This is a genomic window from Romboutsia sp., assembly GCF_035470145.1.
GTDB lineage: Bacteria > Bacillota > Clostridia > Peptostreptococcales > Peptostreptococcaceae > Romboutsia_D.
Window position 1 is genome coordinate 1 of the sequence record NZ_DATIRC010000414.1, and the last position, 10,025, is coordinate 10,025.

Here is a 10,025-nt window from a genome sequence, read left to right on the forward strand (position 1 = left end):
TGCCTTACTATAGCTTTTTCTTGCCCACTTAACTCATGATCATGTATAGTTAATGTAGTTTTTCCTGTTCCACTTAGTCCAAACATTATAAATCCAACATCTTTTATCTTGTTGTTTTTATCATAAACTCTAAGTACCTTACTTCCTGCATGGAAACCTAAACCTCCAGCTTGTTTAACTTTATACATAGCCATTCTTAAGAAAGATTTTTTAGATTCCCCAAAATAATCACTACCTAATATAAAAGTTACTCCTGATTCTGGATATGCAAACATAATTCTCTCAGGCCATTCTGGAATATATATACTTACAAGATCTGGATTTTCAGCATTATCTGGATTAAATAATGTATTATTCCACATATATGCTATTCTAGCATATTTCTTTGATATATATAATCTACAGTTAAATGAGAATTTTTTATTCATTCCCATTTTTCTATCTACTCTTATCATTTCTTTATCTTTTATATATTCAAAAACTTTAGATGCTATTTCATCAGCTTTTTCTTTACTTATTTTTTGTTGATCTACTCCTGTTTCTATTTCATCAACTATATAAGTATTTTTAGCACTTCTATTTCTAACTTCACTTATATAGCTTGCACTTTTAAATTCTGTAGCTACTTCCATATTACTTGCTAAATTTCTTAATTCCTTTTGACTAGGATTTATTATAACCTCTCCAAATAAATTATCATTTATATTTTTTAAGTTAAACAATTTACCCCTCCACCTTTCAATAGTGTATCATATTTGTCATTTTCATTATATAGTATATCATATTGATAAATGAATTTCAACTATACTTATTAATCTATTTATTAATATTTTAAGTAACTTATTTAGTATTTATGTTTCATTCACCTAAAAAATTAATCCATTTTAGTTGTTTGTATTTAATTCATTATATCATTAGACACTTTATTCTAGCATTTTTTTTAATATCCTTCTACAATTTATAATGTTTTTTTCATTTTTTTAAAAATCACTATATTTCCACAACATTATGTCCCCTCTAAATTACCCTTTAAGTAAATTGCATCAATTTATATTTAATAAATCATTCATACACATAAAAAAAAGACCCTATTTAGGATCTTTTTCCAAACTATCTATATATTATAATATAGTTATGTTTTCTGCTTGAGGACCTCTAGCACCTTTAACTATATTAAAGCTTACTCTTTGACCTTCTTCTAATGATTTAAATCCATCAGTTTGTATAGCTGAGAAATGAGCGAAAACATCATCTCCACCTTCTACTGATATAAATCCAAATCCTTTTTCATTGTTAAACCATTTTACTGTTCCATTAGTCATTTTGACTTCTCCTATAAACCTATATCAAGATATTCTTGATTTACTTGTATTGCTACAATTACAATTATAACACCTATTATAAATAATGTACATCTTTTTTACTTATTTAAATAATTATTATATTCTTATTGTATAATAATTTCAAATCTTAAAAATGTAGCTATAGATCCTTCACTTATAAATTTAGAGATAACTGAACAAAGCGCTATGAGTTATAGTGAAGAAATCATAAAAAAGCTCCCTATTTTTTAGGGAGCTTTAACTTGTGCATTTTTTTCTTTTTTATCTACTTTACTTTTTAAAAGTATTATGCCAAGTCCTATAAGCACCCCACTAATACAAAGTAGCATTATCATATGACCAATTTTAAAGTTGGTAAAATCTATTTCTATAATTTTATAAATTTTGCCTAATGAACTTGTTGGATAATGACTTACTATAACTGCGAGAGAATTATTTATAAAGTGAAGTATCATAGCTATAAATATAGACCCTGATCTATACACGCAGTAAGCAAATATAATCCCCAATATACCTGTAGGTACTATCCTAAAAAAATCCATATGCATAAATCCAAACAAGATACCACTTACTATTATAGCTGCCTTAGCTGAATTTTTACCTTTAAATGAAGTAAAAACAAATCCTCTAAAGAATATCTCCTCACAAATAGCTGGCATTACAGCTATTACTAATAAATTAATTAAAAACTTATCTTTAAGAATTATAGCATTACTTAAAGCCTCTGCTACTTTTATATTTTGAGGGAATAAATACAATATTACCTGAGTAATTATATTTATAACTATAAAGCCTCCCATCCAAAGTAAAATTCCACCTAAAACATGCTTTAGACTTACTGCCTTTAAACTAAAGGTTTTCTTAAAATCAGTTTTAATATAAAATGCAAATAATAATGGTAGCGCTATAATCATAACCTGAGTAAGAGCTATTCCTACCATCTTAAATTTAAGTTGAACTATTGTTCCTACATATATAAGGAGTACTAATCCTATTGCGTATAAGATTGCACCATCACTTATGCTTGGCATAGTACCTTTTTTGATGTTACTTCTTTTTTCTAAGAAAGAGAAACTCTTATTATTTCCAAACAGTATTTCCTCAGAATTGAACATTTTTGATAATAACAGTACTGATAAAATTACAAAAGCAAAATTAGATATAAGTACTATAGCTATTAAATTTATATCGGTTTTAAATGATAATACACTCTTTATAAGTAATGATATATTTACAACTGGAATTGTAGCTGTAAAGCTATCTAGTTCTATATTTGGTATCATGCACACATAAGATGGTAGCATAACAAATAACGTTACAGGAGTTATATAATTTTGTGCATCTTTAAAACTTTTTGCAAGAGAACATACACACATGCTAACTGCTGATACAACCATTGAGAATAAACATATACATATTATTGTAACTATTCCTGGTAAAATCAATTGACTTAAATCAAAGTTTGCTATTCCTAGTTCATTGCCTGGTCCTGCCGTTACAAGTAAGAACCCTAAAGTTAGAAGTATTGACAGTATATTTAAAAATGCTGTTACTATCGCACAAAAAGATACTGCCATATATTTTCCCATGACAAGTTCTAGATTTGAAATAGGTAGGGTAAATAAAGTTTCTAATGTTCCTCTTTCTTTTTCACCTGCCATAACATCTATTGCTGGATATATTGCTCCTAATAATACTCCTATTATAAGGATAAATGGTAGCATTTGACCTAAGAAATAACCTGCTATCTCTTCTGTTTTTGCAACATCTACATTTTTGTAAGTTATAGGTTCTAAAATTTGTTTAACATCAAGACCCTGTTCTATTATTTTATTTTCTACTATGTTTTCTTTATACTCATTTAAAACATCTTCTATTTTATTTTTGGCCGTACTTGAATTATCTTTTGATGAATTTGTATAGATTTTGTAGCTTTGTACATTATTTTTTTCTTCAATCTCTATATAAGCAGCTATCTTTTCATCCTCTAAAGCCTTTTTATAATTATCTACTTTAGTAAGTATTAATTTCCCTTCATCATCCTTATCTTTTTTCATTATATCTAGTATATCTTTATTTGGTATAGAATTAAAAGCTATATTAATATCTGAGCGCTCCATCTTACTCATAGACATAGTCATAATGCCTGAAATACCTACCATTAATATTGGATACAAAATTATAGGCAGTACAATCATCATAAATATTGTCTTTTTATCCCTTAGTATATCTAACATTTCTTTTTTGAAAATTTGTTTTACAATTTTATTCCTCAACTAGCTCACCTCTTTCGCTTGCTAATTTTATAAATAAATCTCTTAGGTTGGTCGTCTCAGATTCTTCTTTTAAACTTTTTGCACTTCCTGAGGCAATGATTTTACCTTGATGAATCATTATTATTTTGTCACATAAAGTTTCAGCTTCTTCCATATAGTGAGTTGAATATAGAACTGTTTTACCTTTTTCCTTTTCACTTTTCATAAAATCTATTATTGATTTACTACTGATTACGTCTAATCCTAGAGTTGGTTCGTCAAATATATATATTTGTGGGGAGTGAATAAGACAACGTGCTATTGAAGTACGTTGAGTTTGACCTGTTGATAAATTTTCAATACGGTTGTCTATGAATTGTTCCATATCCATAATTTTAGATATTTCTTCAATGGATCTTTCTATATCTTCCTTTGGCATTTCATAAAGACTTGCAAATGTTGTTAAAAGCTCTCTTGGTGAAAGGCGATTATATAACTTAGTATTTCCTGATAAATAACCGATTTCTTTTTTTGCTATGTTTTTGTCTATAGAATAATCCGCACCTGCTATTTTTATACTGCCCGATGTTGGTGTTAAAATTCCACCTAGCATTCTAAGCAATGTAGTTTTACCAGCTCCATTAGGGCCTAAAATTCCTAAAATTTCTCCTTTTTCAGCATTAAAGCTAACATTATCTACTGCTAAAAATTCTTCTTTTTTTGTTTTGATTTTTTTTGTTTTGATTTTTTTATTACTACTATCATCTTTTACTACTCGTGTAAAAGATTTACATAAATTTTTAACTTCAATCATCTATTTACCCCCTTCTCTAAAATGAAAAATTCTCTTATCTTATCTTTCAATAACTTATAAAGGATCTAAATTATAATGTCTTAATATATAAAATCTCTACCATTAGTATATTGTATTTATACATTTTGGTCTATTATTAATAAAAAAATAAGACGACTAAAATGTCGCCTTATTTTTTATTAAACTATTCATTCCTAATTTTTTAAATACATCATTCATTTTCACATAATCTATATCTAAAACTAATTTATCTAAACTTAAATCTTGAATTTCTTCAATATCAGTTTTTATAGTTGCTAATTTTTTACTTATAATTGCATCTTCTTTATATAATAATAAATTTTTTAAAGGAGATCTTTTTATACCTAAGCTTTCCTTAAAGAATGCTAAAAGTTCCTTTTCTTTCTCTGGACTAAGACCTTCTATATTATTATATATTTCTTCTATAGAGCCATAATGTGCAATAAGTGGTCTACTAGAGGTTGGTCCAACATTTTTTACACCTTTTATATTATCTGATTTATCCCCTTCTATAGCTTTTGCATCTATTATTTGTATTGGATCTATACCTTTAAAATGCCTAACATACTGTGGCGTATATTCAAATATACCATTTGGAACATCTAAATCTTTTTTATTTATTCCTATTTCATTGTACATATCATCAGCTTTACCAGTTACCATCCATAGTTTAGTGTAATCTGAAACTAGCTGAATATAATCCTCATCCTTAGTATGGAGGAATATTTGTATATTCGTTTCAAATTTTTTCACTAAGCTTCCTGCAAAATCGTCCGCTTCATAATCGCTGTGAGAAAATACAGGAATGTTTATATCTTCAAGTATCTCTGTTAATAATTTAAATTGGCTTTTAAGTGGATGTGGTGTATCACTTCTATTAGCTTTATATTCTGGGTCTATTTCTCTTCTAAAGGTATCTCTTGATCTATCTAATACCACAGCTAAATGTGTTATGTTTTGCGCTTCTATTAATGGAATTAATGTTTTAAAAAACATATATACGCCATTAGTGTATTCTCCATCTGGAGAGCTCATTAATTTTGTATATGCAAATTCCTTTTGTTCTTCAGTTTTTGCAAATAATAAATCTCTAGCAGTTGCATAAAAACTAGTAGATAAAAGTGATGAACCATCTACTATTAATAATTTATCTTCTTTTACTCCATCTTCACCAAAGATATCTTCATCCATCTCAATTATTTCAAATTGTTCTAGATAAATTTCATTTATAATATTTTCTTTATTTATATTATCTTCTTTATTTTTAAATAGTCCAGATTTTCCGCTTAAATTAGTATCTAGCCTAGAGCCAACATAGCTATTTAATCTTATGTATTCTCTTTTTTCTAGTCCAGATAAACTTATTTCTTCATCACTATATAAACTTAAACTTAATTTTTCTAAGTACTTTAAGTGTTCTTCATCAACAGTTTTTTTAATTATTTCTATAGTTGAAATATTAGTTTCTATTTTTTCATCTTTTGTTGAGTTTTCTTTTTTGATTTTATATTCTAAAAAATCGAATAAATTTTCCATAATTACTCCTTTTATTTATTGCTTTTTATATTTTGATAATATATTTATTTTATGTTATTTATACGTCACTTTACAAGTAGTTTAAAATAATTATAGTTTATACCTTCTATTTTTAATATTTTATTTGATTTATTTTGTTTTATAAAATCATCATTTTTACAAAATAATTGTGTTAGCAAATATGAATAATATGTTTTTTGTTGTACAAAATAATATTGGAGGTGTTTTTTATGTTAAATTTAACTAATAAAGAAAGAATGTTACTAGAAGATGAAAAAAAACATGAGCAATTATGTGTTCAAAAGTATCAAGATTATTCAAATAAGGCTTGTGACTCTGGATTAAAAAATTTATTTTCTCAGATTGGTCAAAAAGAACAACAGCATTTAGACTCTATTAATCAATTATTAAATGGAACTATCCCAAATGTAAACCAAAGTCAAGGAAGTCAAGGTTCTAACAATCAAAATCAAAGTTCTATGCCTAATATTAATTTACAATCAATGCAAGGTAATTCTTACAATGAACAAGATAAAATGTTATGCCAAGATACACTTACTACTGAGAAGTATATATCATCTACATATAATACAGCTATATTTGAATTTGCAGACAAAAATGTAAGACAAGTTCTAAATCATATTCAAAAGGAAGAACAAGAACACGGAGAACAAATTTATAATTATATGAGTCAACACGGTATGTATAATTAAATTTATCCATAAATTTAATTATAAAATTGTTACCTATAAAAAATAGAGTATCTTTTTTGATGATTTTAAAAATCATTTTGAGATACTCTATTTTTTATATAAGTTTTACAGTGATATATCTAGATTTCCATAATCACCATCTATCACTATTTTATTTTTCTTAAATTTTATCTCATCTTTAAATAAAGGACCATTTACCACAAAAGTATGATACTCTCCATTTTCACCACATGGGTCGCTTCCTAATTGTTTTATATCTTCAACTATATCTTTAGTTAAAACTTTTCCTAAAAAATCACTAGGCAAATAAGTTAAATTTACCTTTTTTATAACCGTACTAAATCCACTATCTATAAACTCACAAACTAACTTTTCTCTATCTTCTTGCCATAGTGGAAGTATAGCTTCTATACCAGCCTCACTACATCTATCTTCACACCATTTTCTATGGTCTTTTATGTCTATATCTCCAAATACACAACAACTTGCTCCCATTTCTTTAGCTTTTTCTAACATTTCTTTAAATTTAACTTCATATTCGCTAACTTCACACTCAACTAACATTAATGGTATATCTAAACTTTTACTAACTTTATTTAATAACTCTCTATTTATACTATGAGTCCATGAACTACTTTCACCTTTTTTTACTGTTACAAGTAAGCCTATTGGCGTATATCCTTTTTTAATCATTCTATAAAGTGCTAGTGTACTATCTTTACCACCACTAAATGACATAACAAATTTTTCACTCATATTAATCCCCCTTATTTATTGCCACTTTTCAAGTACTTCTACCATAAATTTTTTAATATCTATCCCATAAACATTTTTGAGTTTTTCACTTTCTAAAACTTCTTTAGGATTACCATATGAAACAACTTGTCCACCATTTAACATAATTGCTTTATCTCCAAAATATTGAACTAAGTTTAAATCATGAAGTACTCCTATTACAATTTTTTTATTATCTCTAGCCCAACTTACTAAGTGTTCTAAAAGCTCTATTTGATGTTTTAAATCAAGATGATTTGTAGGTTCATCTAAAAGTATTATATCTGGGTTTTGTGCAAAAGTTCTTGCTAAAAATACCCTTTGTAATTGCCCTCCTGATAACTCACTTATCATTTTATCTTTTATATCATAAAGTCCTACCTTATCTATACTATCTAATACAATTTCTTTATCTTTGCCGCTAAGACCCGAAAATACACTATTAGAATAAGCGTATCTTCCAAGAGCTACTGTTTCATATATAGTATATGGAAAATAAATTTGAGATATTTGGCTCATTAAAGCAACCTTAGTTGCAAGATGTTTTCTATCAAAAGAAGATACTTCTTTGTTGTCTATCTTTATACTTCCTTTATAATCAATTATATTTGCAATAGATTTCAAAAGTGTACTTTTACCACATCCATTTGGTCCTACTATACAAAGATTTTCACCATTTTCAACTTTTAGGTTAATATTTTTTATAATATCAATTTCATCATAACCACAATAAAGATTTTTAATTTCTAACATAATCTTACCTACCTTTCTTTGAATTAAAATACACATATGCAAAGAATGGTGCTCCTATAAGTGCTGTTATAGCCCCCACTGGTAGCTCTGCTGGTGATATTATTGTTCTTGATATTAAATCAGTAATAACCATTAAACAGCCTCCAAATATAAAAGACATCGGTATAACATAACTATGCTTTGAACCAAATATTCTTCTAACTATATGTGGTGCTATTAAATCAACAAAACCTATTATTCCACTTAAAGATACTGCCGCACCTGTTAATGTTGTTGAAAATATGAATAATCTTTTTTTGATTTTAGTAGTATCAACTCCAACAGCTTTTGCTTGTTCTTCTCCAAATGTTAATATATCCATTTCTCTATTATACTTTAGTACTCCTATCATACCAATTGTTAAAAATGGTATAAGTGCTTTTACGTATGACCATCCTTTCATAGAAAAGCTTCCCATTTGCCAAAGGGTTATACTTTTTATGTCTTCACTAAATAATGCTGTCATTGTTGTTAAAAGTGCATGTAAAAATAATGAAAATACCATTCCAGCAAGTATTATAGTATTATTTGACATGTTCTTGTCTATTTTTGCACTAAATACAACAACTAAATATACTGTTAAAAGCCCAAATAAAAATCCAACAATTGGTAATGTGAAACCGCCTAAAAATGGTATAGATATTCCAAGGACTATGACAAGTCCAGCCCCTAATGATGCTCCTGAGGATACCCCTAGTGTATATGGTGATGCTAGTTCATTTTTAAGTATAGACTGCACAACTGCACCACTTACTGATAAACACCCTCCAACCATAAACGCTAATAATACTCTAGGAAATCTTATTGTCCATATTATAGATATATCTTTTGGATTTATATTGTCTCTTAATGGAATGTTTAACATTTTATTTAGCAATATATTAGCAGTATCTAATATATTAATGCTTGAACTTCCTATAGAAATTCCCATGCATATAATTAAAAATACTATAGGTATACATAAAATTATTAAGTTTTTATTTTTGTTCATACTTTCTTTTGTAAATAGCCTTAACTATTTATTTCTCCTTTTATCTGTCTGATTTTTGTATGTAGGGTGTTAAAAAATCCGCTTCGATCATGTCACCAACGACCTACAAACCAGGTCCGTTGCTCAAGCCTAGCAATTTGATTTAAAAAAGCATACTCTGAGAGTATGCTTAATTTTCATTAACGAAACTTCTAGTAAACCCACCCTCAGAAGGTACTAGTTAAATATTAGGCAGTTCTCCCGGCTCAACTTCATTCTACTTTTCTCACCTTCCCGATTTCTCAGTGGTATATAAGATTTCGTCAGTTTTACGGTTACTGGGGTAGCTTAGATTTCTCATCTAATTCCCTATTAAGTCAATTGACACCTAATATCTTTTTATGTTAACTTTTTACAATACTTATCTTTATTGCTTATAGATACACTTCTTTATTATCTATATCTTTATTATATATAAAGTTTTTACATGTATCAACTATATTAACATACTCCTCATACTGTTTTTTTACTAATTTTTATACAAATATATTATAATGTATAATTATGTATTTTTTGTGTCAAAATCATGTCAAAATTGTGTTGAAATTATTTATTTGATTTATTTTTTATATTTATTAAATTAAGCAATATAAAAAGCCATAATTCACAGTGAACTGTAGCTTTTTATATTAAATTTTATTAATATATTATAAAATTTAATTCGCACTTTAACTAATTTAAAATTTCACTCTTTGCTTTTGTATAAGATATTTTTCTTTTGTATTTTCCCATATGGTAATGTGTATT

9 protein-coding genes and 1 riboswitch are annotated in these 10,025 nt (G+C 27.1%); of the genes, 1 reads left to right on the forward strand and 8 read right to left on the reverse strand.

What is annotated here, in order from left to right; genetic code table 11:
• From VLM92_RS16245 to VLM92_RS16265, 5 genes are all read right to left on the reverse strand, one after another.
• On the reverse strand, positions 1-722 hold a 722-nt coding region (locus VLM92_RS16245), incomplete at its 3' end, for a phosphoenolpyruvate carboxykinase (ATP) (RefSeq protein ID WP_325277366.1).
• A 399-nt stretch (positions 723-1,121) separates the two neighbouring features.
• Positions 1,122-1,322 (reverse strand): cold-shock protein, encoded by a 201-nt coding sequence (locus tag VLM92_RS16250; protein ID WP_026901164.1) that lies wholly within the window; start codon positions 1,320-1,322, stop codon positions 1,122-1,124.
• A gap of 248 nt (positions 1,323-1,570) precedes the next feature.
• Positions 1,571-3,619, reverse strand: a complete 2,049-nt coding sequence (locus VLM92_RS16255; protein WP_325277367.1) for an ABC transporter permease subunit/CPBP intramembrane protease — start codon at positions 3,617-3,619, stop codon at positions 1,571-1,573.
• Entirely contained in the window at positions 3,609-4,412 is an 804-nt protein-coding gene (locus VLM92_RS16260; protein WP_325277368.1) for an ABC transporter ATP-binding protein, read from the reverse strand. Before VLM92_RS16260 ends, VLM92_RS16255 begins: the two co-directional genes overlap by 11 nt.
• A gap of 156 nt (positions 4,413-4,568) precedes the next feature.
• Positions 4,569-5,969, reverse strand: a complete 1,401-nt coding sequence (locus VLM92_RS16265; protein WP_325277369.1) for a 5'-3' exonuclease — start codon at positions 5,967-5,969, stop codon at positions 4,569-4,571.
• 230 nt (positions 5,970-6,199) lie between these two features.
• Between VLM92_RS16265 and VLM92_RS16270 the strand changes: the two genes are divergently transcribed.
• The gene (locus VLM92_RS16270) at positions 6,200-6,682 is read left to right on the forward strand and encodes a spore coat protein (RefSeq protein ID WP_325277370.1); all 483 of its coding nucleotides are present in this window, start codon (positions 6,200-6,202) and stop codon (positions 6,680-6,682) included.
• A 105-nt stretch (positions 6,683-6,787) separates the two neighbouring features.
• Here the strand turns inward: VLM92_RS16270 and VLM92_RS16275 are convergent, their stop codons facing one another.
• The 3 genes from VLM92_RS16275 to VLM92_RS16285 are packed head-to-tail and all read right to left on the reverse strand — an operon-like array spanning position 6,788 to position 9,239.
• On the reverse strand, positions 6,788-7,438 hold the full coding sequence (locus VLM92_RS16275) for a diphthine--ammonia ligase (protein WP_325277371.1): 651 nt from the start codon (positions 7,436-7,438) through the stop codon (positions 6,788-6,790).
• Between the two features lie 15 nt (positions 7,439-7,453).
• Positions 7,454-8,209 (reverse strand): ABC transporter ATP-binding protein, encoded by a 756-nt coding sequence (locus VLM92_RS16280; protein ID WP_325277372.1) that lies wholly within the window; start codon positions 8,207-8,209, stop codon positions 7,454-7,456.
• 4 nt (positions 8,210-8,213) lie between these two features.
• Complete coding sequence (locus VLM92_RS16285; protein ID WP_325277373.1) at positions 8,214-9,239, reverse strand: iron ABC transporter permease; 1,026 nt, start codon at positions 9,237-9,239, stop codon at positions 8,214-8,216.
• Between the two features lie 213 nt (positions 9,240-9,452).
• A riboswitch (cobalamin riboswitch) is annotated at positions 9,453-9,625 on the reverse strand.
• Positions 9,626-10,025 lie beyond the last annotated feature (400 nt).